General features: G+C 66.2%; 19 protein-coding genes. 10 read left to right on the top strand and 9 right to left on the bottom strand.

Going from position 1 to position 21,443, the window contains the following annotated elements; genetic code table 11:
* Positions 1 to 234: 234 nt before the first annotated feature.
* Together K307_RS28865 and K307_RS28860 are read left to right on the top strand one after the other, a co-directional pair.
* A complete protein-coding gene (locus K307_RS28865) occupies positions 235 to 996 on the top strand; it encodes a PIG-L deacetylase family protein (RefSeq protein ID WP_230626158.1) in 762 nt (253 codons plus the stop codon).
* Between the two features lie 277 nt (positions 997 to 1,273).
* Positions 1,274 to 1,885, top strand: coding sequence for a UdgX family uracil-DNA binding protein (locus K307_RS28860; protein WP_042887511.1), 612 nt, complete (start codon positions 1,274 to 1,276; stop codon positions 1,883 to 1,885).
* A gap of 175 nt (positions 1,886 to 2,060) precedes the next feature.
* On the opposite strand, the gene K307_RS28855 is transcribed toward K307_RS28860, so the two are convergent.
* From K307_RS28855 to K307_RS28845, 3 genes are all read right to left on the bottom strand, one after another.
* A complete protein-coding gene (locus K307_RS28855) occupies positions 2,061 to 2,768 on the bottom strand; it encodes an RraA family protein (protein WP_042884282.1) in 708 nt (235 codons plus the stop codon).
* Between the two features lie 32 nt (positions 2,769 to 2,800).
* Positions 2,801 to 3,727 carry a hydroxyacid dehydrogenase gene (locus K307_RS28850; RefSeq protein ID WP_230626155.1) on the bottom strand — a complete coding sequence of 309 codons (927 nt, stop codon included), beginning with the start codon at positions 3,725 to 3,727 and terminating at the stop codon, positions 2,801 to 2,803.
* Positions 3,728 to 3,860: 133 nt separating this feature from the next.
* On the bottom strand, positions 3,861 to 4,841 hold the full coding sequence (locus K307_RS28845; RefSeq protein WP_155301289.1) for a Bug family tripartite tricarboxylate transporter substrate binding protein: 981 nt from the start codon (positions 4,839 to 4,841) through the stop codon (positions 3,861 to 3,863).
* An 88-nt stretch (positions 4,842 to 4,929) separates the two neighbouring features.
* Here K307_RS28845 and K307_RS28840 point away from each other — a divergent pair, with 88 nt between their 5' ends.
* Positions 4,930 to 5,856: a LysR family transcriptional regulator gene (locus K307_RS28840; RefSeq protein WP_042884279.1), complete on the top strand. Its 927-nt coding sequence runs from the start codon at positions 4,930 to 4,932 to the stop codon at positions 5,854 to 5,856.
* Between the two features lie 163 nt (positions 5,857 to 6,019).
* Here K307_RS28840 and K307_RS28835 read toward each other — a convergent pair whose 3' ends face one another.
* From K307_RS28835 to K307_RS28815, 5 genes are read right to left on the bottom strand one after another with little or no spacing between them, the layout of a single operon-like run.
* Positions 6,020 to 6,475, bottom strand: coding sequence for an ion channel (locus K307_RS28835; protein ID WP_042884277.1), 456 nt, complete (start codon positions 6,473 to 6,475; stop codon positions 6,020 to 6,022).
* A gap of 11 nt (positions 6,476 to 6,486) precedes the next feature.
* On the bottom strand, positions 6,487 to 7,536 hold the full coding sequence (locus K307_RS28830; protein ID WP_042884275.1) for a DUF2955 domain-containing protein: 1,050 nt from the start codon (positions 7,534 to 7,536) through the stop codon (positions 6,487 to 6,489).
* A complete protein-coding gene (locus tag K307_RS28825) occupies positions 7,526 to 8,668 on the bottom strand; it encodes an HlyD family secretion protein (RefSeq protein WP_042884274.1) in 1,143 nt (380 codons plus the stop codon). The genes K307_RS28830 and K307_RS28825 overlap by 11 nt, the downstream gene beginning before the upstream one ends.
* Positions 8,665 to 10,233, bottom strand: coding sequence for an efflux transporter outer membrane subunit (locus K307_RS28820; protein ID WP_042884273.1), 1,569 nt, complete (start codon positions 10,231 to 10,233; stop codon positions 8,665 to 8,667). Before K307_RS28820 ends, K307_RS28825 begins: the two co-directional genes overlap by 4 nt.
* A 17-nt stretch (positions 10,234 to 10,250) precedes the next feature.
* Positions 10,251 to 11,378 carry an AI-2E family transporter gene (locus K307_RS28815; protein ID WP_042884272.1) on the bottom strand — a complete coding sequence of 376 codons (1,128 nt, stop codon included), beginning with the start codon at positions 11,376 to 11,378 and terminating at the stop codon, positions 10,251 to 10,253.
* Between the two features lie 325 nt (positions 11,379 to 11,703).
* Here K307_RS28815 and K307_RS28810 point away from each other — a divergent pair, with 325 nt between their 5' ends.
* The gene (locus K307_RS28810; RefSeq protein WP_042884271.1) at positions 11,704 to 13,164 is read left to right on the top strand and encodes a patatin-like phospholipase family protein; all 1,461 of its coding nucleotides are present in this window, start codon (positions 11,704 to 11,706) and stop codon (positions 13,162 to 13,164) included.
* 155 nt (positions 13,165 to 13,319) lie between these two features.
* On the opposite strand, the gene K307_RS28805 is transcribed toward K307_RS28810, so the two are convergent.
* Positions 13,320 to 13,883, bottom strand: a complete 564-nt coding sequence (locus K307_RS28805) for a winged helix DNA-binding protein (protein WP_230626153.1) — start codon at positions 13,881 to 13,883, stop codon at positions 13,320 to 13,322.
* A 108-nt stretch (positions 13,884 to 13,991) separates the two neighbouring features.
* On the opposite strand from K307_RS28805, the gene K307_RS28800 reads away from it, so the two are divergent.
* From K307_RS28800 to K307_RS28775, 6 genes are all read left to right on the top strand, one after another.
* The gene (locus K307_RS28800) at positions 13,992 to 15,110 is read left to right on the top strand and encodes an LLM class flavin-dependent oxidoreductase (protein ID WP_042884268.1); all 1,119 of its coding nucleotides are present in this window, start codon (positions 13,992 to 13,994) and stop codon (positions 15,108 to 15,110) included.
* Entirely contained in the window at positions 15,097 to 15,624 is a 528-nt protein-coding gene (locus K307_RS28795; protein ID WP_051975212.1) for a flavin reductase family protein, read from the top strand. The genes K307_RS28800 and K307_RS28795 overlap by 14 nt, the downstream gene beginning before the upstream one ends.
* A gap of 26 nt (positions 15,625 to 15,650) precedes the next feature.
* Positions 15,651 to 16,430, top strand: coding sequence for a cyclase family protein (locus K307_RS28790; RefSeq protein ID WP_042884266.1), 780 nt, complete (start codon positions 15,651 to 15,653; stop codon positions 16,428 to 16,430).
* Between the two features lie 45 nt (positions 16,431 to 16,475).
* Positions 16,476 to 17,528: a porin gene (locus tag K307_RS28785; protein ID WP_042884265.1), complete on the top strand. Its 1,053-nt coding sequence runs from the start codon at positions 16,476 to 16,478 to the stop codon at positions 17,526 to 17,528.
* A 191-nt stretch (positions 17,529 to 17,719) separates the two neighbouring features.
* Positions 17,720 to 19,057: an MFS transporter gene (locus K307_RS28780; RefSeq protein ID WP_042884263.1), complete on the top strand. Its 1,338-nt coding sequence runs from the start codon at positions 17,720 to 17,722 to the stop codon at positions 19,055 to 19,057.
* Positions 19,058 to 19,194: 137 nt separating this feature from the next.
* The gene (locus K307_RS28775) at positions 19,195 to 21,390 is read left to right on the top strand and encodes an indolepyruvate ferredoxin oxidoreductase subunit alpha (RefSeq protein WP_042884262.1); all 2,196 of its coding nucleotides are present in this window, start codon (positions 19,195 to 19,197) and stop codon (positions 21,388 to 21,390) included.
* Positions 21,391 to 21,443 lie beyond the last annotated feature (53 nt).

Below are 21,443 nucleotides of genomic sequence, written 5' to 3'. Positions count from 1 at the left end.
ATGTCGCGTTATGATGCATTATGTGCCGGGCTACGCCGCCGCGCTCACGCTGTCACCTCGCGCAACGTCTCATCACACTCGCTCTCTACTTCGCCGCACTCCTTGCCGCCAATGCCCATGAGCAGGGCGCGCCGGGCAATGTGGTGCTGGTTTCCGCCACCGCCCGCGAAGCGCGTGCCGCCGCGCTAGAATGAGTGCGGCGCGCCACCGCGCGCGCCGCTTTGCAGGATGGCGATGGCGATAGTGACGGACCTCACCGGAACGGTGACCGTGATCTCTCCACATCTCGACGACGCAGTGTTCAGCTGCGGGAGTCTGCTCACGGCCGCGCGCGCCGCGCGCGTGATTACAGTGTTCGCGGGCGCGCCGCCGGCCGGGATGGCGGCGCCCGACCGGGACCGCGCCGCCGGCTTCGCCACCGCCGAGCAGGCGGTGCTGGCGCGACGGCGCGAGGACAAGCGCGCGCTGACGATGCTGGGCGCGCATCCGATCTGGCTGGATTTCTGGGACAGCCAGTATGGCCGCACCTACACGCCGCGCGAGATCGCCGCCGGGCTGCAGCGAGTACTGCTGACGCAGACCGACGGCGTGGTGATCGCACCGCTGGGCCTGTTCCATGCCGATCACGCGCTGGTGCACGACGCCTGCCGGCAGCTGATGCAGGCCGCGCATGGGCGCGCCACCACGCGGAGCGCACTGCTGGAGGCCGGCCAGCCGGCGGTCACGGTGGCGCCGCCGGTGCAGTGGCTCTATTACGAGGACGCGATCTACCGCCGCATGCCCGGGCTGCTGCAGCAGCGCCTGGCCGAATGCCTGCGCGTCGGCTTGTGCGCGACGCCGGTGAACCTGCCGGTGGGCCAGTACCTGGCGCAGAAGAGCTATGCGCTCAACGCTTACCAGAGCCAGTTGCAGCTGTTCGGCGAGGACAAGCTGTGCGACCTGTGCGCGCCGGAGCGTTACTGGTCGCTGACCTTCGCCGACACGGACCATCGCTGAATGCCGATGCTTTCAGGCGCCCACGCGCCACGCGGCAGTCCCTGCGACATCAGCGTCGGTGCGTATGGCGCTTGCACACCTGAGCGCATTGCCCGAGCGCCCGCCCATCGCCGTGGTCGACAACGCTTCCGAGGACGGCACCGCGGCGATTGCACTGCGGGGTCTTGGCGCGAGGCAAGTTCCATACCGGTCTCACGCTTCTGCACGCGCCCCGCGCATGGCGCGGAACGTGCTGCGCACATGAGGCATATTGCCCGCCGCAGCACTCGCCACCGCCATGCCAGAGCGCAAGAAACCTCCCATCAGCCGCACCGAATTGAACGAATGCCGGCGTTGCGCGCTGTGGCGCAACGCCACCCAGGGCGTGCCCGGCGAGGGCGCCGCGCACGCGCGCATCATGCTGGTGGGCGAGCAGCCCGGTACGCAGGAGGATCTGCAGGGCTCACCCTTCGTCGGGCCGGCGGGCCACCTGCTGGACGAGGCGCTGGGCAAGGCCGGCCTCGACCGTGACAAGCTCTTCATGACCAATGCGGTCAAGCATTTCAAGTTCGAATGGCGCGGCAAGCGGCGCCTGCACAAGTCGCCCGCGCAGCAGGAGATCGAGGCCTGCAACCTCTGGCTGGAGCGCGAACTGGAACAGGTCAATCCGAAAGTCGTGGTCGCGCTGGGCGCCACCGCGGCGCGGGCGGTGCTGGGGCGCAAGAGCGTGACGCTGGGCGAGATGATGGACACGCCCGTCGAGCACGAGGGGCGGCTGGTGATCGCCACCTATCACCCGTCGTTCGCGCTGCGCCAGCGCTCGGACGAAGCGCGCACGGCGGCGTTCGAGCGCATCGTGCGCAGCCTGCGCGCCGCCGCGCGGCTGGCGCGCGGCGGCGAAGAGACCTAATTCCTTCAGGAACGATTTACAGTCGGCGGCGCGTCGGGATCGCGCGCGCATTGGCGGGCGCGGCATCGCGCTTGTAAGAACCACCAGCGCTTGTAGAAAGTGCGCCCGGACCGCTTGCCGGCAGCGCCGTGGCGGCACCGAACGGGCAGCCGCACCAGGCGTAGTTGAAGGCGCTTCAGACCGGCAGGCCCTTGGCGCGCAGCGCCGCATCGAAGCGCTCCGGATCCGATGTGCCCGCTGCGTTATCCGCGCGAATCCTGGCTTCCTTCTTCAGGTGCGCCCGGCACCGTTCGAGAACGTCGGCGGCCTCGGCGGCGGGCACCGCGATCAGCCCATCCGCATCGCCGACGACGAGATCACCGGGCAACACCGCCAGGCCCGCGCAGGCAACGGGAATGTTGATCTCCCCGGGGCCATCCTTGCTCGGCCCGCGATGGGTGTGCCCCCTGGCGAAGATGGGCATGCCGTCCGGCGCCCATTCGCACAGGTCGCGGATGGCCCCGTCGATGACCAGTCCGCCCAGCTGCTTCGCCATGCACGTCGTCCGCATCAGGCCGCCCACGAGCGCCTGCGTGACATCGCCGCCGCCGTCGATCACCAGGACGTCGCCAGGCTGCACCAGCATCAGGGCCTTGTGGATCATCAGGTTGTCCCCCGGGCGCACCCGGACCGTCACGGCGGGCCCGCACAGCACGGTGTCCAGACGCGCATGGTATTGCCGCAAGCCGACCGTGCCGATGTTGCGGCTCATCGAGTCGCCGATGGCTGCGACGGGCATGTCGCGGAAGGCCTCCACGATGTCCGGAGCGGGTCCGTCAACACGCGGGTTGATACGGTAACCGGCGGGCCATTGCACCGGCGCGGTGGTTTCGGAAGCGGTCATCAGGGTCTCCAGATCAAGGGGAATCGAGCCGGTCAGGAAAGGACTTGTGGATTGGCGCAAGCGGAGCGGTCGGCCGGAACGCCGTCCAGCCATCCCAGTACATTGCGGGCAGCGGCGCTCGCCATGGCCGCCAGCGCCGCCGGCGTGGAGCCTCCCACATGCGGGGTGAGCACAACGTTCGGAAGTGTCGAGAGCGGGCTGTCGGCGGGCAGCGGTTCGACAGCCATGGTGTCCAGTCCGGCGGCGTAGAGCTGGCCGCTTTGCAGCGCAGCAATCAGGGCCGGCTCGTCCACCACCTCGCCGCGCGCCGTGTTGACCAGGATCGCGCCGCGCGGCATCCGGCTGAACTCCGCTTCGCCAAGCATGTTGCGCGTGTGTTTATTGAGCGGCACGTGCAGGCTCAGCACATCGGCACGCGGCAGGAGTTCGGCCAGCGAAGGCAGCAGTTGCGCGCCATCGACGGGGCTGGGGCCGTCCTTCAGCGCCGGATCAAACGCCACGACCTTCATGCCCAATGCAAGGCATACCGTCGCCACGCGCTGGCCGATCTGCCCGAAACCGACCAGGCCGATGGTCTTTCCGCGCAGTTCCATACCATCCTGCGCGCGCGACCAGCGCCCCCCGTGCAGCTCGGCATCCATCCAGCCGATGCGCCGCGCGGCCGCGAACATCAGGCCCAGCGTCATCTCGGCCACCGACTGCGCGTTCGCCCCCGGCGTGACGTAGACCGGAATGCCCCGGCGCGTGGCCGCGTCCACATCGATATTGCTGACCCCCACGCCGTGCTTGGAAATCACCTTGAGCGTGGGGCAGGATTCGATGGCCTGCGCCGATAGCTGGACCGTCCGCGAGATCACCGCGTCGATAGGCTCCGAGGCCATGACGCGCTCCACCTCCTCCACGCTGTCAGGCTGGGACAGATAGAGCACGCGGGCGCCGGCCCGGGCGAGCAGTTCCACGCCGGCTGGTGCAAGCCTGGGGGCGGTGACGAAGATTGTGGTCATGAAATTCCAGTGTTGCGGCACAAGCGTTCATACAGGGACGAATCCGTGAAGCTTTTGCCGGTTGGGTGCAGAGAATTCGTTCGGACGCTCACTCGAGCTTGATATTCGCCTCGCGGATCAACGCGCCCCACTTCTGATGCTCGGTACGGATGTACTCGGCGAACTGCCCGGGCGTTCCACCCATGGGCGTACTGCCCTCGGCGGCCAGCTTGCCTTGCACGTCAGGGTTCTTCAGCGCCTTCTGCACTTCCGCGTTGATGCGGCCCACCACGGTCTGAGGCGTGCCTGCCGGCGCGATCAGGCCGGTCCAGGTGATCGCATCAAAGCCGGGGTACCCCGATTCGGCAACCGTGGGCACGTTCGCCAGCTCAGGTACGTTCTTCACGCGTTGCGCGGAGCTCACCGCCAGGGCGCGGACTTTCTTCCCCGCGAGCTGCGGAATGGCCGCCGCGGTATTGGCGAAATTGAGGTCCACCTGGTTGCCGAGCAGATCCACCATGGCCGGGCCGGCGCCCTTGTATGGCACGTTCAGCATCCGGATGCCGGCGCGCCGCTCCAGCATTTCGCCGGCGAGATGGCCTACCGTGCCGTTGCCGGCAAGGCCGATGCGCAGGGACTCTGGCTTGCTCTTCGATGCCGTAACGACATCCGCCAGCGTCCTGAACGAAGACGCGACATTGACCACCAGCACAACTGGCTGGGACGCAACTGTCGTGATGGGTGCAAAGTCCTTCAGCGGATCGAACGGCATCTTCGGATAGAGCGCCGGGTTGATCGCGAGATTGGCGGTCTGACCCAGACCGATCGTGTAGCCGTCGGCCGGCGCCTTCGCCACCACGTCGAGACCGACGTTGCCACCCGCGCCGGGCCGGTTCTCCACCACCACAACCCAGCCCGCCTGCGACGTCAGCTTCTCCGCCACCAGCCGCGCAACCGTGTCGGTGCCGCCTCCGGGCGGAAACGGGACCACCAGCCGGATCGGCCTGGCTGGCCAGGCTTGCGCGAACGCGCTGCCCGCGAGCATGGCAAGCGCGGCGGCGGCCGCGAGGAATCGCGTTTTCGTCATCATGTCTCCTGTGTTATGGCTTGTATTCTTGGCTGGCCAAACGATTCCGTCCATTTGATAATGTTCATGTTTTCATTCCCTCGAGTTATCGATGGACATCCAGCTTCGGGACCTCAGGTACTTTGAGGCAGTCGCCGAACTCGGCCACGTCGGCAAGGCTGCCGACCAGCTGGGGCGAACTCAGCCCGCGATCACGAAGGCGGTGCAGCGGCTGGAAGATGCGTTCGGCAGCGCCCTGTTCGAGCGCAAGGGCCGCGGCATACACCTCACCGCGGTGGGCGAGGTACTGCTTGCACGGGCGCGCATGCTGCGCGGCGCAACGGAAGAGGCGCTCAGGGAGGTTGGCGACTTCGCCAGGGGGAACGCGGGACACGTCCGCATCGGCAGCGGACCGATTGCCGCTGAACATGTGTTGCCGGAGATCTGCAATCTCCTTCTCGCCGAAGCGCCGGAGACGACGATCGAGATCACCGTCGCACCGAGCCTGGTCTTGCGCGAGCGCCTCAGGGAAGGTGCGATCGACCTGCTGATCGGCCTCATGCCCGAGCCCGACGACGCCTTTGTCAGTCGCGCCATCGTCGAAGACGTGGTCGTGGTTGCGGCGAGCCACCATCACCCGGTCTTCGACCTGCCTCGCATCACGATGAAATCACTGCTGTCGTGGCGCTGGGTGTTGCCGGCCCGGTCCATCCCCAGCCGGCAATGGCTCGATGCGGCCTTCCAGTCGCATGGCTTGCCGCTGCCCACGGCGCAGATCGATGCGAACTCGATCCCCCTGCTGCCGCGCCTCATTGCGAAGAGCGAGCTGCTCAGCTTCCTGTCCCGCCACACGCTGGCTGCCGGGCGCGGCAGCCAGCACCCGCTGCGCGAAGTGCCGCTGAAGGAGGCCACACTGAAACGCCGGCTCGGCGTGACATACCGGCGGGAAGGCTACCTGTCGCCTGCGGCGCACCGCCTGATGGCGCTCTTGCAGGAGCGCGGCGAGCGCTTGTTCAACGCTGGCCGGGGGGATGAGTAGCGGCTGTGGTTACTGGCGGCAGTCGCTACATGAGGGCGCTGCAACACCCTGGGCGAGCATGTCGAACTGATGCTGAATGCGGGACGCGAGCTTTCGTATATGATTTCCGGAAGGCGGGCACAGCCGCCCAGGCCCACGACCTGGCACCCTTAGCCACACTTGCCTAAGGTTTTGGCTGCTCGCTGCCCCGCAGCCCGGCGAGGTTGTGCTTGATCACGTCCAGCACCGCAGCAGTCATCACCGAGGTGGAGACGCCGAACATCAGGATCCCGTTGGCCGCCTCCAGCGGCCCCAGCAAACGCCGGTCCGCGGACATGACGATATCGCCGTAGCCCAGCGTGGCGAAGTTGACGCCGGAGTGGTACAGGGCGGTGGCGTAGTCGCGGAATTCGCCGAGCAACATGAACAGGACCGCCCAGATCGCCATCTGCACGAAATTGCCGAGCAAGGTCACCAGCATCACCATCGCCAGCATCAGGATATCCAGCGACACCGATGCGCGGTTACGCCGGACATTGTCGAGGCGTACGTAGTAGCGCAGGCAAATGGTGACGAAGACGGCCTGCAGCAGCAGGCAGAGCATCATCACGGGAAGGCCGATTAGCAGATTGCGCAGCATGATGGGCCGGTTCAGGAGCCGTGTCGGCGCACACGGCGGGGTTGGTCGAGCAGCTGGAGCATCATCCAGGCATACAGGGTGACGCCCATGAACAGCGCCATGCGCACGGCGAACGCCGTATAGACATCCTTGCCGGCGGCGCTGTCCTGCACTGACTGGCCCAGCAGGATGATCAGGGTCACCAGCGTATTCAGCCAGAAGCTCGGCGGCTGCCGCGTCGGGCTCAGCCCATAGAGCTTGCGCGCGACCAGCAGGCCGAACAGCAGCATCCACAGGAAGAACATCCACAGGTGCACGAACAGGCTGAGTGCGCCCCAGAACAGCATCGCCAGCACGCCGCCGAGCAGCGTCGAGCCGATGAGTTCGCGGCCGGCGTTGCGAGCCGTGGTGGTGCAGCTCTGCCGACCGAGGCTGACCGTTTTCATGATGATCGGCATGTAGGAGGCCGGGTCGTTCAGCGCCAGCAGGTAGGCCGGCATCACCACCAGGGTAGCGCGTAGCGCAATCCAGGCGGCCTGGTCAGCCGGCAAGACCGGGGCGGCGGGCGGTGCCGGCGCACCGGCGGGTTCGGGAAACAGCCAATGGCCGATGGCCAGCACTGCCACCGCGACCAGCAGCCCCTTGACCAGCGCCTCGATGACCGTGACCGCCAGCCCGAAATCGAAGGTGCCGGCAGCCGAGATCATGGTCAGTCCGACCACCAGGAAGGTGGAGACCAGGTTGTTGCCGCCGCGCAGGCCAAGGCGGAAGGCCAGGAACAGGCCCAGGCCGATCAGCAGCACGCCGCTCAAGGCGTAGTGGCGCAGCAAGGGAATCAGCAGCAGCCCACTGCCGGTGGTCAGCATCACGACCAGCGCCAGGCCCAGCCCGGCCTTGAACGACAGCGGCCGGTTGACGCTGGCAAGCAGGAACACGGCCAGTACCGGGGCGACCATCGGGATCGGCAGCTGCAGGCCAAAGCTGGCCGCCAGGCACAGCGCGGTGCCGCTGGCCAGGCGCAGCGCACGCTGCGCGCGGGGCGAGCGCGCGGCGGACAGGGGCTCGGAGCTGTCAGTAGACATAGGAAAGCCAGCTCATCAGGTACAGGAACACGCGGCCGAGCGGATTGAGCGGATTGCCCTGCAGGGGAAACGCCATGACCTCGGCCTGCCCGCCTACGCGGATGCCGCGCAGCGTGCTCAGTTCGCCCGGGTTGAACTCGACGATCACCGGAAAGCGTTGGGCCGGGCGCAGCCAGTCGCGGCTGTTCTGCACGGTCGGCAGGCTGCCGGGCGGCGAGCTGGGGCCGGTGTTGACGCCGTAGCCGACGCTGCGCACGCGGCCTTCGAAGATCCTGCCTGGCAGTGCGTCCAGCACGATGGCAACCGGTGTGCCAGGCTCGACGTGGCCCAGGTTGTTCTCGGTCATTTCCGCATTGATCCACATATCGTGGATCGTGATCAGCGTCATGACCGGGTTGCCGGCGGCGGCAAACTGGCCGGCGTCGGTGCGTAGGTCGGTGACCAGGCCGGCCGAGCGCGCCCGCACCCGGGTATTGGCAAGGTCCAGCTCGGCCTTCTCCAGCGCCGTTGCGGCGCTGCGCAGCTTGGCATTCTCTTCCTCGCTGCCCCCCTGCTGTTCGCGCGCGCGCTGCACCTCGGCCTTGGCCGCCGCGACCTGGCTGGTGGCTGCCTCCAGGCTGGCGCGCGCGATTTCGAGGCGGCGCAGTGAAATGGTGCCGGGATCTTCGCGGTACAGGCGTTCCAGGCGTTCGCTGTCCTGGCGTGCCTTGAGCTCGTTGGCGCGCGCGGCACGCAGGGAGGCCTGCGCCGACTCGATGCCGGCGGTGCTGGCGCCGATCTGCCGGCGCGTCGACTCGAGATCGGCGCGGGCGCGGTCCACGGCAATCTTGTAGTGCTGCGGATCGACCTCGAACAGGACCGCGCCGGCCGCAACGTCCTGGTTGTTGCGCACATGCACCCGGGTCACGCGCCCGGACACTTCGGACGCGACCGGCACGACAAAGGTCTGCACCCGTGCCTGCTGCGTGTATGGGGTCAGCCGGTCGGCCAGGAGGTACCAGGCCAGGCTGATGAGGATCACCACCAGAACCCACCTGATCCCCTTCCTTGCCGGATCGGCGGCGGCGGATTCAGGCGCGGGTGGCGCGGGCGGCGCAGGCGCGTCGGCTGGCTGCGGAGTGTCGTCGCTCATCGTTGCTCGCTGACAGGAACCTGCCTCTGGTCTGCAGGCAGGCTGGCATCGGCGGGTCGGGGACCCGGCTCATTCAGCAGGTCCCCCCAGTTGGTGCGATGCTGCATCTGTTCACGGGTGGCCGCGTCGACCAGCGGCCGCTCGCTGTACCACCCGCCACCGAGGGCCTTGTACAAGGCGATCAGGTTGCTCACGGCGCTGCTGCGATTGAGCAGGTAGGCGTCCTGCTGGGTGGCAAGCGCGCGCTGGGCATCCAGGACGCGCTGGAAGTCCGAGTAGCCTTCGCGGTACAGCGCGTTGGCCAGCGTCAGCGAGCGATTGGCAGCGACCGTCCCGTCGCGCAGGATTTCCTCGCGCTCCAGCGCCTTGATCAGGCCGCTGGCGGCATCGTCGGCCTCGCGCGCGGCCTGTCGCACGGCGTCCTGGTAGGCGACGATCAGTTGCTGCAGGCGGGCATCCTGGACGCGCACGTTGTTGCGGATCCGGCCATAGTCGAACACGTTCCAGCGCAGGCTGGGGCCGCCGAGCAGGGCCAGGCTGTTGGGTGTGCCGGCCAGCGTGCTGGCGGACCAGACGATGCTGCCCAGCAGCGTCAGCGACGGATAGAGCTCGGCTTCGGCCACGCCGATCAGCGCCGATTGCGCGGCAATCTGCAGCTCGGCGGCGCGGATATCCGGGCGGCGCAGCAGCAGGTTGGCGGGCACGTCCTGCAGCACGGCGCGGTCGATCAGGGGAACCTCACCTTCCTTTTCCGCCAGTTCCGACAGTTCGGGCATCGGAGCGGGGGGGCGGCCCACCAGCACCGCCAGGGCATTGCGCGTGCGCATGATCTGGCTTTCAAAGTCAGGAATGGTGCTCAGCGTGCCCAGGTATTGCGTCTTGGCTTGCTGCAGGTCGAGCTCGTCGGTCTCGCCGCTCTTGAACAGCCGCTCGGTGATCTCGAAGCTGCGCTTTTGCAGCCGGGCATTGTCACGGGCAATGCGCAGCCGCGCCTCAGCCGTGCGCAGCGCGAAGTAGGTTTCCGCCATCTGGGCCCGCAGCAGTACCAGCACGTCTTCATGGTTGGCGCGGGCGGCAAAATAGGCGGCATCGGCAGACTCGATGGCGCGGCTGAAGCGCCCCCAGAAATCCAGCTCCCAGCCGATGTCGAAACCGGCGCTGTATTGCCAGAAGCGATTGTTTTGCGGGTTGCGGCCGCCGGCCTGCCGGCTATCCGTGTACAGGACATCGGCCCTGGCCTGCTGCAGCTGAGGGTAGCGCCCGCTCTGGGCGATGCCCAGCTGCGCGCGGGCTTCCATCACGCGCAGGCCCGCGATCCTGAGGCCGGCGTTGTTCGCATCGGCCTCGGCAATCAGGCGTTCGAGGGTCGGGTCGGCGAACACCTGCCACCAGTCGCGGAGGTCCGGCTGGGTACGCATTTCGGTCGCCTGGTCGAGCGCCGGGCTGTGCCACTGCTGCGCCCAGGGCTCGCGTTGTGGCTGGAAATCCGGGCCCACGCGCGCGCAGCCGCTGAGGCAGAATGCGCCGGTCAGCAAGGCGCGGAACGGTAGATGCCAGCGCGACATGGGCGCCCCGGACCACCTCAGACCTGTTGCCGGCTTGCCAGGTCTCCCTCCTGCTCCTGCTCCTGCGCCTGCACCTGCGGCTGGTCTTCCACCCATTGCCAGAACAGCTGATAGCCGACCGCGAGCACCACCGGGCCGATAAACAGGCCAATGACGCCGCCGGTGACCATGCCGCCCAGGGCGCCGATCAACACCACCGGCATTGGCACATCGACGCCACGCCCCAGCAGCAGCGGCTTGAGCACGTTATCAGCCAGCCCCGCGATGAAGACATAGATGGAGAAGACAATGGTGGCAGCGTTGGCGCCCTCCGTGGCCAGGACATAAATGATCACCGGGATGGTGATCAGCGTGGCCGGCAACTGCGCGATCCCCAGCAGCAGCACAAGCAAGGCCAGCACGCCCGCCGCGGGAACACCCTTGATCACGAAGGCGACACCGATCAACAGCATCTGGATAAAGGCGATGCCGACCACGCCCTGCGCCACCGCGCGGATGGTCGCGGTGCATAGCCTGGCGATGTGCGGGCCTCTGGCCGGGCTGAAGATGCGCGAGGCGATCTGCTCGGCGCTGCGGCTGCCGGCCTCGCCGTAAGCCATGAAAATGCCCCCGATGATCAGCGCGAAGATAAAGATCAGCAAACCCTTGCCAAGGCCGGCGATCGCGACCAGCAGGGCAAGGGTGATGTCCTTAATCTGCGGCGCATACTTCTGTGCCAGGCCGGTCAGGTCCGTGGCGGCGTGCTGCCACAAGTCATACACGCGCTGGCCAATCAGCGGCCAGGCGGCTACCGACTCGGCCGGGGGCGGAATATGAATGCCCTCGCTCTTGACCATGGCCATGGCATTCTCCACCGAGTCGACCATGGCGGAGCCCAACAGATAGGCCGGCACCGCGATGATGGCGATCGCTATCACGACGATCAGCGTGGCGGCACGGCCGTCGTTGTTGCCCAGCTTGCGCCTGAGCCTCACCTGCAGCGGATAGATCGTAATCGCCAGGATCACGGACCAGACGATGAGATTGAGGAAGGGATTGAATATCTGGAAGCAGAAAATCGCCAGCACGGCGATCAGCCCGGCACGGATCAGTACGTCGAGCAGTCCCCGGGACAGCGCTCTCTCGGAAATGGGCGTGGGCAACATCGATTGCCTCCTTGCAGGTCGCCGCAAAGGTTCGGATCGGTAAGCCACTTGCTGGCTCAACGGGCGGCCGAGTCCCGCCTGCAAAAGGCGCGCCCGCCGTGTCATCCACGCCAACGCGCGGCCCTGGCCATCTCACCGCCGCGCGTTAGCCAAACGAGGTTAAGTACTGGTCTCTTGGACCGGTGAAATCTAGTCTAGTCCATGGGCGCTGGCCGGGACAACCTCGAAAGTTGCGCCTGCAGCCACATTAGCCGCCTAGTATGGTGGTAGCCCAGGACGCCGACACGTCCGGTCTTGTTCGTCCTGAATTCGCTGCGGAGGACCTATGGCCAGATTGCCGACGCCAGCATGGGTAATCGCCGCTGCGTTGCTGCTTCTGCTCGGCGGCTGCGCCAGCCGGCCTGTCAATCCGCCGCTTGCCCACGCCGATCCTGCTACCGGCTATCGATACACGACGCGCCCCCACTATTCGAAGACCAGCGAGAACCTGGTGATCCTGGCTTTCTCGGGCGGCGGGACACGCGCCGCCGCCTTCTCGTACGGCGTGCTGGAATTCCTGCGCAATACGGAAGTGGTCGGGCCCAGAGGCGTCAAGTCGCGCCTGCTCGACCATGTCGGCGTCATTACCGGCGTGTCCGGCGGGAGCTTTACCGCGCTCGCCTATGGCCTTTATGGCGACAAGCTCTTCGACGACTACGAGCAGCGCTTCCTCAAGCGCGATGTACAGGGCGAGATTACGTTCCGCACGCTCAATCCCGCCTACTGGCCGTCACTGTGGTCGGGCGGCTGGGGCCGCTCCGAACTGGCGGCCGATCTGTACGACGAGATCCTGTTCAACGGGGCGACGTTTGGCGACCTGAACCGGGGACAGGGCCCCTTCATCATTGCATCCGCCACGGACATTTCCACAGGTGCCCGCCTGCCATTTACGCAGGCCACCTTCGACGTACTCTGCTCGGACCTGAATGCGGTACGCCTTTCCCGCGCCGCTGCCGCTTCGTCTGCCGTGCCGGTCGTGCTGACGCCCGTTACGCTCAATAACTACGGCGGCAACTGTGGCTACACACCACCCGACTGGATCAAGCCTTTTATCGATGCCGCCGACCCGCCGAGGCCGGCTGCGCGTGCGACCCGGCACCTGAAGGAAGGGGCGGAACTCGAAGACAGCGTCAACCGGCCCTACATCCATGTGGTGGACGGCGGGGTTTCCGACAACCTCGGCATGCGCGCGGTGCTGGACGCGCTGGAGCTCATGGAAGCGCTGCACCTCGTCGGCCAGCCTACGCCGCTCGACCATACGCGCAGGATCGTGGTCTTTGTCGTCAACTCGCTGTCCACGCCCAAGACGGCATGGGATAAATCGGAATCCTCGCCCGGCACGCTTGAGATACTGGTCAAGGCAACGGGCGTTCCCATCGACCACTACTCCTATGAGGCAACCGAGCTGCTGAAGGACAGCCAGGCGCGCTGGCACTCCATGAGCCAGGTCCGGCAGTCCTCTGCCTTCAAGGCGAACAAGGATGCCGCGGTGGCCACCACGCTGCGCACGCCGGACGCCACCATCTACGCCATCGATGTCTCGTTCGCCCAGCTGGAGGATAAGGCGGAACTGGCCTACCTGAACGAGTTGCCCACCTCGTTCTCGCTGCCGCCCGAGGCCGTCGACCGGCTCCGGGCAGCGGCGGGCAAGATCATCCTGGCGTCGCCCGATTTCCAGCGGCTGCTGCGCGATGTCGGCGCCAGGATTGTGGCCGAACCGGCGCAAACCCGACCGTCAGCCCCCTAGTGTTTCCCCTAATGCGAAAACCGTGGCGAAGCCCGCGGCAGTGCGCTACATTTGCATCAAATAAATCTTCTATTTGATTATTTATTCGATTCGCGCGATACGTCACGCGCCACCAGGAGACAACGCCCCTCAATGAGTTTCCAAAACCACTCCTTCTAGCGACGGCGGTGATAGGTCGCGATTTCGCGCGTCGCGATCTCGTAGACCTTTTCCAGTTGTTCCAGCTGTCCGGCCGCCTTCAGAGCGCCGGATTTAGGGCCGAATTCGCCTTGCGCGGTCTCGAGCAGCGTCTCGCGCCGCAACCGGGCAAATTCGTCGCACACCCTTATGCCTTCGTCAGTGGCGAAGTAGTAAATGCCCGTGCGTGCGCTGCCGTATTTGTCGACCAGTTCGGCCTTGAGCAGCTTGCGCAACTCATATTGCATGTTGGGCACGTCCTGGCGATTGGTCATGTGCAGCAGGTCCTTGATGGTCTTGGGCCGCTCGTGCATCCGGATGATATGCAGCAAGGCATTTTCCTGCCCGCTCAGCGTAATTCCGGTCACGGCCGCCAGGCATTCGGACTGCCACCGCAGGAACGACTGATAAACCCGCATGACGGCGTATTCGAGGTCCGTGATCTCGACGCTGAAATCATCCGTCGCCAGGTGCCAGCGATGTTGCTCGGCAGTGCGGTCGATTTTCGCGGATGGCGTGGAGTTACTCGAGGTCTTGGGCATTGTCAGCTCGACGCACGTTGCGTGCGTGGGTTTTTCAGGGCAGTACGGGCGCCGCATTATCCGCGGGCGGCGCCTGCTTCAGGGATTCTACTTGGCCGGGAGATACGCATGAGAAAAATTCTGAACACGAAGGACTTTTTACTGGGCACGTTTGCCACCAATTGCTCGGGCGGCATGTCGGTAACCAGGATCGACGAACGCTGGGACAACTCGTGGGAAAACAACGCGAAGCTGGCGCAGATGCTGGACGACGCCGGCATCGACTTCATGCTGCCGATCGCGCGCTGGATCGGCTACGGCGGCGAGACCGACTTCCACGGCTCGGTGCTGGAGACGATCACTTGGGCCGCCGGGCTGCTGGCGCAGACAAAGAACCTGACGGTATTCGCGACCATTCACACCGCGGCCAACCACCCGGCGGTGGTGGCCAAGCAGATCGCGACGCTGGACCAGATCGGCCAGGGCCGCGCGGGCCTGAACATTGTGGCGGGATGGAACCGCCCCGAGTACGAGGCCTTGGGCCTGCCGCTGGCCGCCGGCCATGACAAGCGCTACAGCTATGCGCAGGAGTGGTTCGACGTCATCAAGCAGATCTGGGAGCGCGACGGCGCCTTCAACTACGACGGCGAGAACTTCCACCTGAAGGGCATCTACGGCCTGCCCAAGCCGTGGCACGGCGAGCGCCCGCCGATCCTGAACGCCGCGGGTTCCGGCGAAGGCCGCGATTTTGCCATCCAGAACGCCAACTTCCTGTTCACGCCGGCGATCGACCTGGCGCGCTCCAAAGTGGAAGTGGCCGAACTGAAAGCCAAGGCCCGCGCGGCAAACAAGCCGGTGGAAGTGCTGACCTTCTCGCACGTGGTGTGCCGCCCGACCGAGCAGGAAGCGCGCGACTACCTGCGCCACTTTGCGCAGGACAAAGCCGACTGGGCCGCGGTGGACAACCTGGTGGCGCTGCAGTTCGCCAACGCGCAGTCGTTCCCGCACGACCTGCTGGCATTGATCCGAGACCGCATGGCGGCGGGCCACGGTGGCTTCCCGCTAGTGGGCACGCCCGAGCAGGTGGCCGACGGCATCTGCGCGCTGGCCGAAGCCGGCTTCAAGGGCACGACGCTGTCGTTCGTCGACTACGTGAAGGAGTTCCCGTACTTCCGCGACACGGTGCTGCCGATCCTGGAAGCACGCGGCCTGCGCCAGCCCGGAGGGTCGAAAAATGGCGGCCAGTAAGCACGACCCTCTGGCGGCGCTGCAGCAACAGTTCAAGCAGGCGATGCGCGGCTTCGCCGGCGCGGTGACCGTGGTGACGGTGGCCGAAGGCGAAGAGCGCAGCGGCTTTACCGCAACCTCGGTGTCGTCGTTCTCGGCCGAGCCGCCGATGCTGGTGGCGTCGATGAAGGCGACGAGTTCTTCGGCCGGGCTGCTGCAGCGCACGCGGCGCTTCGGCGTGAACCTGCTGCGCGTGGAGCAGCAGGCGATCGCGCAACGCTTCACCGGTTTTGGCGGCGAGGCCGGCGCCGCGCGCTACGGCAGCGACGCCTGGACCCAGCTCACCCGCGACGGCGCGCCGGTGCTGGCCGACGCCGTGGTGGCGATGGATTGCGAGGCGGACGAACTGCTGGAGCGCCACGGGCACATCCTGATCATCGGGCGGGTGCGGGCGGTCCATGTCGCCGAGCAGACGCCGGCGCCGCTGCTCTACTGGCAGGGGCGATACACGCGGCTGGCACACGCGTCGGCCTGACACGGCGCACACAACAAGGAGACCCCATGAGCAACACCGTGCAACAGCTTGCCGCGGACCTGTCTGGCGGCAAGGCAAGGATCATCGACCTGACGCAGACCCTGTCGCCGGACTTCCCCGCGCTGGTGCTGCCCCCTGAATTCGGGCAGGTGTGGGCGTTCAAGATGGAACGCATCAGCCAGTACGACGACAAGGGACCGGGCTGGTACTGGAACAACTTCTCCTGCGGCGAGCATACCGGCACGCATTTCGACGCGCCGGTGCACTGGATCTCGGGCAAGGACCACGCCAACAACAGCGTGGACACCATCGACCCGGCCAACTTCATCGCCCCCGCGGTCGTGGTCGATGCCAGCGCCGAAGTGGCGGAGAACCCCGACTGGGTGCTGACAGGGTCGCACCTGCAGCGCTGGGAAGCCGAACACGGCCGCATTCCCGCCGGCGCCTGGGTGCTGCTGCGCACCGACTGGAGCAAGAAGACCGACCCTGCCGAGTTCCTCGGCCTGCGCGAGGACGGTGCCCATACGCCTGGCCCGGAACAGGCCGCGGTCGAGTGGCTGATCCATGAACGCAACGTCCACGGCTTCGGCGTCGAAACCATCAACACCGATGCCGGCCAGTCCTACGCCTGGCCGCTGCCCTACCCGTGCCACACGCTGATGCACGGCGCGAACAAGTACGGCCTGCAATGCCTGAAGAACCTGGACCAGCTGCCGCCCACCGGCGCGTTGATCGTGGCGGCACCGCTGAAGATCCAGAACGGGTCGGGCAGTCCGTTGCGGGTGCTGGCGATCGTGGCCACCTGACAAAGCCGCGGACGTCCACAAAAGAAGAGAGAGGAAAGGAAGACAATGAAGCACCAACGCAGGATCCTGGCCGCCGTAACGGCCGCCGGCAGCCTCGCCTCCGGCGCCGCACAGGCCCAGAGCGCCATACAGCTCTACGGCACGATTGACGCCTTTGCCGGCTCCGTGCGCACCAGTGGCGATGCGCACAGCACCGCGGTCGTCGACAGTTCCGGCCTGACCACCTCGTACTGGGGCATTGGCGGGCAGGAAGCGCTGGGCAACGGCCTGAACGCCGAGTTCACGCTGGAGAGCTTTTTCCGTACGGACAATGGCAAGGTCGGCCGCTTCGACGGCGACGTCATGTTCGGGCGCAATGCCTTTGTCGGCCTGAATGGCGGCTTCGGCGCGATCAAGCTGGGTCGCAACACCACGCCGTGGTTCGTGTCCATGCTGCTGTTCAATCCGCTGGCCGACTCGGCGGTGTTCTCGCCGATGTTCCTGCACTCCTACACCACGCCGCCGGGCTCGCCGGTGGGCAACTCGGTCGCAGGTGACACCGCCTGGGACAACTCGGTGCTGTACCAGAGTCCGGGCTTCGGCGGGCTGCGCTTCAATGCGATCTACTCGACCGGCGAGAGCACCGGCCACCAGGGCAAGCAGAGCTACGGCGGCAATGCCACCTATTTCAACGGCAACTTCGGCGCCACGCTGGCGGTGCAGCGGGTGGGGGTCAACGCGCCGGAGTTCACGGCCAACGGCGCCAGCTACCAGATGGCCTACCTGGCGGGCGTGTCTTACGACTTCAAGATGGTCAAGCTGTTCGGCCAGTACGCGCAGTCGGACAACAGCTTCAGCACGCTGAGCCGGCAGCGCAACCGCACCATGCAGGTGGGTGCGAGCGCCCCGCTGGGGCCGGGCTCGCTGATGGCAACCTGGGTGCGTACCTGGCAGGGCGGTAACGAGACCCTGGGCTCGGCCCGCCGCGATACCACTACGCTGGCCTACGACTACCCGTTCTCCAAGCGCACTGACCTTTATGCCGCCTGGCGCTATGACAAGGTGACCGACCTGAACCCGGGCAACACCTTCGGCCTGGGCCTGCGCCACAAGTTCTAGTTGCGGCCTCGGCGCCTCCCATCGAGGCGCCGACCAGGCTACCCTTGCCGCGCCTCAAAAACTATTTCCATAATCATATGTTTATGCCTAAACTATGTGGGACAACAGCGAGCGCGTGGCGACGATCGCGCGAAGCAGGTTCCCTGGCGGCTTCTCCAGTTCCGTATCCGCCACCCATCAGGAGACAGACAATGACACCAGCTGGCACCGTTCAGCCCTGGCGCCCCGCTTCCCGCGCGACCTATACCGTACTTTTCGTATGCTTCCTTGCGATTCTTTTTGAAGGCTATGACGTCGGCGTCATGGGCGCGGTACTGCCCGCGCTCGCCGACGACCGCAACTGGAACCTGACGCCGCTGGAACTCGGGGCCCTCAGCAGCTATGCCCTGGTCGGCATGTTCTTTGGCGCCTTCCTGATTGGCACGCTGAGCGAGATGATCGGCCGCCGCCGCATGCTGCTGCTCTGTGTTTCCTTGTTCTCACTGACCATGCTGGGCGCGTCCTATGCGCCCACACCGGCCATCTTCGGCGTCTTACGATTTATCGGCGGGCTCGGCCTCGGTGGCGTCATTCCCGTCGCCGCCGCCTTGACCATCGAGTACTCGCCGCCGCACCGCCGCAGCTTCAACTATGGCCTGATGTACTCGGGGTATTCCGTGGGCATTCTTTGCGCCGCGCTCATTGCGATGTGGCTGTTGCCCAGTCTTGGCTGGCGTGGCGTGATTGGCCTGGGTGCGGTGCCCATGGTGGTGATACCGCTGATGGCGTGGCTGCTGCCCGAGTCGCTGGAGTACCTGGTGGGGCAAGGGCGGATCGATGAAGCGCAGGCATTGGCCGATCGCACTGGCCATGGCCGGCTGCCGTCGCAAGCCCGGCCCGCGAACAGCGCCGCCCGCGCCACCTGGCGCGACGTGATGTCGAGCATGTTCGCCCGCAAGCAGCTGCGCGCGACAGCGTGCTTCTGGATCGCACTGTTCTTCGGCTTGCTGCTGGTCTACGGCCTCAATACGTGGCTGCCGACCATCATGCGCAAGAATGGCTACGACCTCGGCTCCAGCCTTTCCTTCCTGGTTATCTTCAGTCTTGCTTCTGCGGTGGGCGGCCTCTTCCTGGGCAGCGCGGCCGACAAAATTGGGGCACGTGGCACCGTTGCGGTCTTCTACCTGATCGGCGCTCTCGCCATCGGCGCGCTGATGTTCCGCAACTCCGTTGCCGTCATTTACCTTCTGGTCGCGCTGGCAGGCGTGGGCACCGTCTCGGCATCCCTGATCCTTACCGGCTATCTCGCCGGTTACTACCCGGCACATGCACGGGCCGCGGCAACAGGATGGGCCCTGAGCTTCGCGCGCTTCGGCGCCATGAGCGGCCCGCTCGTCGGCGGCTACGTGGCGGGTTCAGGCCTGAGTTTCGGCTGGAACTTCATCACGTTCTCCATTGCCGGCCTTGCCGCTGCGCTGGCTGTGGCGCTGCTGCCATCGGCACGGGAACCAGTCGTCGTGGCACGCGCCGGCCAGCAAAGCAACGCATAAATCGCCTGAGGAGGGACTTCGGCTTCAACGGAAGCCGTCCCCGTGACCTCGAGCCCCGCGCATACATATGATTACGGAAATGTTTATGTTTAAACTATATTCGCCGCGCCCCAACGTGAGCGTCAGGAAGAAAAGTCATGGCTGAGCGTTCGTTTGTCGAAGAAGTCAAGAAGCTGCGCCTGGGTTCCGGCGAAGTATTCAGCGGCGAGGGCATCCTCGCGGTCACCAAGGCGCTGCTGGAATCGGGCGTCGCCTACGTGGCCGGCTACCAGGGCTCGCCGATCTCGCACCTGATGGACGTGCTGGCCGATGCGCAGGACATCCTAGCCGAGCATGGCATCCGCTTCGAGAACAGCGCGAGTGAAGCCACCGCGGCTGCGTCGCTGGCGGCCTCGGTCAACTACCCGCTGCGCGGCGCGGTCACGTTCAAGGCCACCGTGGGCACCAACGTGGCGTCGGATGCGCTGGCCAACCTGGCTTCGGGCGGCGTCACGGGCGGCGCGCTGATCATCGTCGGCGAAGACTACGGCGAAGGTTCCTCGATCATGCAGGAGCGCAGCCACGCCTTCGCGATGAAGTCGCAGATGTGGCTGCTCGATCCGCGCCCCAACCTGCCCTGCATCGTGCAGGCGGTGAAGGACGGCTTCGACTTGTCCGAAGCTTCCAATACACCGGTGATGCTCCAGCTGCGCGTGCGCTCGTGCCACGTACATGGCCAGTTCGTCGCTTCCGACAACCGCCGCAGCCGCTTCTCCATCCAGGACGCGCTGGACCACCCCACGCGCGACCTCAGCCGCATCGTGCTGCCCCCCGCGAGCTTCGCGCACGAGCACGAGAAGATCAAGCAGCGCTGGCCCGCCGCTGTGAAGTTCGTCGAGGAGCGCCAGCTCAATGAGTTCTTCCAGGGCGAGATGGACGACATCGGTATCGCCGTGCAGGGCGGCAGCTACAACACGCTGATCCGCGCACTGGAGCAGCTCGGCCTGGCCGACGTGTTCGGCGAGTCGAAGATCCCCCTGTACGTGATGAACGTGGCCTACCCGCTGATCGATTCGGAGTGGGAACGCTTCTGCGCGGGCAAGCGCGCCGTGCTGGTGCTGGAAGAAGGCCAGCCCAACTTTGTCGAGCAGAACGCCGCCAACATCCTGCGCATGGCCGGCGCCACTGCGGCGCTGCATGGCAAGGACCTGCTGCCGCTGGCTGGCGAGTACAACACCGCGACCGTGCTCAAGGGCCTGCGCGCCTTCCTGGAGCAGTACGGCAAGCTTGAACCGCTGCCTGAGCCGAAGCCGGCCCGCAAGGTGATTCCGCTGGTGCAGGCGCCGGCCGCCACCGTCGATGCCGTGGCTGCCGAGGTGCTGGAACCGCAGAATCTCGTCGACGAGAGCGTGCATGCACGTCCGCCCGGCTTCTGCACCGGCTGCCCGGAGCGACCGATCTTCACCGCGATGAAGCTGGTCGAGCGCGAGATCGGCGAGCACCACGTGAGCGCCGACATCGGCTGCCACCTGTTCTCGATCCTGCCGCCGTTCAACCTGGGCAACACCACCATGGGCTACGGCCTGGGCAGCGCCAGCGCCGCGGCCCTGAACGCGCCCGGCGGCAAGCGCGCAATCTCCGTGATGGGCGACGGCGGCTTCTGGCACAACGGCCTCACCAGCGGCATCGCCAACGCGGTCTTCAACAAGAGCGACAACCTGACCATCGTGGTCGACAACAGCTACACGTCGGCCACCGGCGGGCAGGACATCCTGTCCTCGACCGCGCTGAACGACACCCGCAGCACCGGCCACGCCATCGAGGACGCGGTCAAGGGCGTGGGCGTCAAGTGGGTGCGCACGATCCGCCGCACCTATGACCTTAAGGCGATGAAGGCCACCCTCAAGGAAGCGCTGACCACCGGCGCCAAGGGTCCCAAGGTGCTGATCGCGCAGAGCGAATGCATGCTGAACAAGCAGCGCCGCGAGAAGCCCAAGGTCCGCAAGGCGATCGCCGACGGCCAGCGCGTAGTGCGCGAGCGCTTTGGGGTGGATTCGGACACCTGCACCGGCGATCACTCGTGCATCCGCCTGTCCGGCTGCCCTTCGCTGACGATCAAGCCCAACCCGGACCCGCTGCGCACCGACCCGGTCGCCTCCGTGCTGGACAGCTGCGTGGGCTGCGGCCTGTGTGGCGAGGTCTCGCACGCAGCGGTGCTGTGCCCGTCTTTTTACCGCGCGCAGATCGTCACCAACCCGACCCGCGTCGACAAGCTGCGCCAGCGCCTGCGCGACGGCGTGATCGGCTTCCTGCAGCGCCGCGATGCCGCGCGCCGCACCCGCCTTGCATTCTGAACACCAAGTTTCGAGAGGTTCCATCGTGAACACACCCAATAACCTCAGCGCCA

Source organism: Cupriavidus necator A5-1, from assembly GCF_000744095.1.
In the GTDB taxonomy this organism is placed as follows: Bacteria; Pseudomonadota; Gammaproteobacteria; order Burkholderiales; family Burkholderiaceae; genus Cupriavidus; species Cupriavidus necator_A.
Note: the sequence above shows the minus strand (reverse complement) of the source record. Positions and strands in the feature narration are given on the sequence as shown.

Bases quoted from the DNA above. Each gene is read 5' to 3' on its own strand.
- K307_RS28865 (WP_230626158.1), top strand. From the start codon at position 235: ATGGCGATAGTGACGGACCTCACCGGAACGGTGACCGTGATCTCTCCA.
- K307_RS28860 (WP_042887511.1), top strand. From the start codon at position 1,274: ATGCCAGAGCGCAAGAAACCTCCCATCAGCCGCACCGAATTGAACGAA.
- K307_RS28855 (WP_042884282.1), bottom strand. From the start codon at position 2,768: ATGACCGCTTCCGAAACCACCGCGCCGGTGCAATGGCCCGCCGGTTAC.
- K307_RS28845 (WP_155301289.1), bottom strand. From the start codon at position 4,841: ATGATGACGAAAACGCGATTCCTCGCGGCCGCCGCCGCGCTTGCCATG.
- K307_RS28840 (WP_042884279.1), top strand. From the start codon at position 4,930: ATGGACATCCAGCTTCGGGACCTCAGGTACTTTGAGGCAGTCGCCGAA.
- K307_RS28835 (WP_042884277.1), bottom strand. From the start codon at position 6,475: ATGCTGCGCAATCTGCTAATCGGCCTTCCCGTGATGATGCTCTGCCTG.
- K307_RS28830 (WP_042884275.1), bottom strand. From the start codon at position 7,536: ATGTCTACTGACAGCTCCGAGCCCCTGTCCGCCGCGCGCTCGCCCCGC.
- K307_RS28825 (WP_042884274.1), bottom strand. From the start codon at position 8,668: ATGAGCGACGACACTCCGCAGCCAGCCGACGCGCCTGCGCCGCCCGCG.
- K307_RS28820 (WP_042884273.1), bottom strand. From the start codon at position 10,233: ATGTCGCGCTGGCATCTACCGTTCCGCGCCTTGCTGACCGGCGCATTC.
- K307_RS28815 (WP_042884272.1), bottom strand. From the start codon at position 11,378: ATGTTGCCCACGCCCATTTCCGAGAGAGCGCTGTCCCGGGGACTGCTC.
- K307_RS28810 (WP_042884271.1), top strand. From the start codon at position 11,704: ATGGCCAGATTGCCGACGCCAGCATGGGTAATCGCCGCTGCGTTGCTG.
- K307_RS28805 (WP_230626153.1), bottom strand. From the start codon at position 13,883: ATGCCCAAGACCTCGAGTAACTCCACGCCATCCGCGAAAATCGACCGC.
- K307_RS28800 (WP_042884268.1), top strand. From the start codon at position 13,992: ATGAGAAAAATTCTGAACACGAAGGACTTTTTACTGGGCACGTTTGCC.
- K307_RS28795 (WP_051975212.1), top strand. From the start codon at position 15,097: ATGGCGGCCAGTAAGCACGACCCTCTGGCGGCGCTGCAGCAACAGTTC.
- K307_RS28790 (WP_042884266.1), top strand. From the start codon at position 15,651: ATGAGCAACACCGTGCAACAGCTTGCCGCGGACCTGTCTGGCGGCAAG.
- K307_RS28785 (WP_042884265.1), top strand. From the start codon at position 16,476: ATGAAGCACCAACGCAGGATCCTGGCCGCCGTAACGGCCGCCGGCAGC.
- K307_RS28780 (WP_042884263.1), top strand. From the start codon at position 17,720: ATGACACCAGCTGGCACCGTTCAGCCCTGGCGCCCCGCTTCCCGCGCG.
- K307_RS28775 (WP_042884262.1), top strand. From the start codon at position 19,195: ATGGCTGAGCGTTCGTTTGTCGAAGAAGTCAAGAAGCTGCGCCTGGGT.